Source organism: Halobacteriovorax sp., assembly GCF_041587335.1.
In the GTDB taxonomy this organism is placed as follows: Bacteria; Bdellovibrionota; Bacteriovoracia; order Bacteriovoracales; family Bacteriovoracaceae; genus Halobacteriovorax.
In genome coordinates this window covers 1-1,692 of record NZ_JBFGYP010000275.1, presented here as the reverse complement: position 1 = coordinate 1,692, position 1,692 = coordinate 1, and the positions used below count along the sequence as shown (strand labels likewise).

Annotated in this window: 3 protein-coding genes; 1 reads left to right on the top strand and 2 read right to left on the bottom strand. The window is 34.0% G+C overall.

Going from position 1 to position 1,692, the window contains the following annotated elements; all coding sequences use genetic code 11:
* Nucleotides 1-760: hypothetical protein (locus tag ABX784_RS17380; protein ID WP_372656322.1), on the top strand; the 760-nt coding region annotated here is incomplete at its 5' end.
* Between the two features lie 43 nt (nucleotides 761-803).
* Here ABX784_RS17380 and ABX784_RS17375 read toward each other — a convergent pair.
* Nucleotides 804-1,385, bottom strand: a complete 582-nt coding sequence (locus ABX784_RS17375; protein ID WP_372656321.1) for an AhpC/TSA family protein — start codon at nucleotides 1,383-1,385, stop codon at nucleotides 804-806.
* A gap of 72 nt (nucleotides 1,386-1,457) precedes the next feature.
* The coding region (locus ABX784_RS17370) for a nuclear transport factor 2 family protein (RefSeq protein WP_372656320.1) at nucleotides 1,458-1,692 on the bottom strand (235 nt) is incomplete at its 5' end.

Here is a 1,692-nt window from a genome sequence, read left to right as displayed (position 1 = left end):
TTCAATATCATTACTGCTAGTTCTAGCAAGCTTAAACGTAAGTGCTGGAGTTCAAAGAAAAGTTGTAAAGAATAAAACCTTAGTAAATAAAGACTGTGAAGCAACAGACTCATGTACGCTAAAGAGTCTAAGTCTAAAAGTTAGCGACTATATTGTTACAAGACAATCAGAGAAGTCTTATGGATCAAATGCCTACATTGCCTATGAAACTGAAGATGTTAAGCATCTAGAAGATTATGCAATCGTTCAATTTATCAAAGGCTGCGCATATAATGAAAAATTAAACGAGGACGGAACAACTGAAGTACACACGGGAGTCTCAAGAAAGTTCTTTGGGTCTTACTCTAAGTTTATTCATAAGGAGTGGGTAATAGACTCGATTGATAAAGACCCTATTTACAATAGCTCAGAGGTAAGTGACAGTCGTCATGAATACTACCGCTGGAATGAGAACCCTAATTCATATAGTGATAATGGAGAACACTACGTTCTTAGACGTTACCCTACTCATCCTAAGCTATATGTATCAGATTTGCCATCTACTTCATTTTACTCAGACTCTGTTGCTAAGAATACTAACTTAATCTTTAAAACTTGTGTTTATAAGACTAAAGATATTCCAAGAGAGCTAAATCCTACAGATATAAACTTTGCCGATCCACTTCTATGTATGAACTGGGAATCAAAGAATGTTTATAACTTCAAAACTAAGAAGTATGAAAAGAATAGATCTGTCGAAGAAACATGTAACGAACTATAATGAATAAGGATAAGAGGATTAGATCTTAATCCTCTTTATTTTTTTAAACTGGCCATTCTTTAGAATCATCAACATCTCCAAGATGTTCAGAAGCAAAATGATAAGCGAGCTGGCCTGGCTTTTTAAAAATAACAACTCCACCCATCTGTCTATGAACACCGGAATCCTTAAAGGATCCTTGCTCATAGCCTTTTTTCTTAAGAGCAAGCATTGCACTGAGAGACTTAGTATTGACTAAGTTTATAACCCCTCGATTCATTCCACAGGCATCAAATGTTGCAAGACTAGGGTCAGTATAAATCTCTGCATCTTGAACACCCATGACTTCTTTAAAGCTTTGGATGACGTATGGTTTTCCACTTCCGATGAAAATTATTTTATTATTAGGGTTTTTCTGTAGTTTTTGTAGATTCCAAATTTGATCCACATGAGACCTACATGAGATACAGCCAAAGTGTCTTACGAAAATTATAGTAATTGTTTTATTTTCTAAGAAGGTATTAAACTTTACTTCCTCACCTGCTTCATTAAAAACAGTTAAGCGCTTAAGAGTAAGTATATTAACTTTTTGCTGTAAAATTAAATCTCTAGTCTTCTTTTCATGTAATTCATTTGGTTTTGTCATTGGACTATCTTATGTCCCAAAAGTAACTCATGTCAATTGAGCGATTAGTTTACAGTTTGCTTAAATTTCAATTTAGAACATTGTATTATCATTTTTAGATTTTTCAGGAATAATTTGTAAGACATCCCAGTGTTCAACAATTTTACCATCTGCATCTAATCTAAATATATCAATACCAGCGTAGTTCACACCTTCAGGCCAAATCTGTAAGCAATGCAAAATAACACAGTCTCCATCTACAAAAGACCGTTTAAACTCTACTCTTTTTCCAGGATACTCATTTGCCATTCTTTCAAAGTATTCAATG

Bases quoted from the DNA above. Each gene is read 5' to 3' on its own strand.
- ABX784_RS17375 (WP_372656321.1), bottom strand. From the start codon at position 1,385: ATGACAAAACCAAATGAATTACATGAAAAGAAGACTAGAGATTTAATT.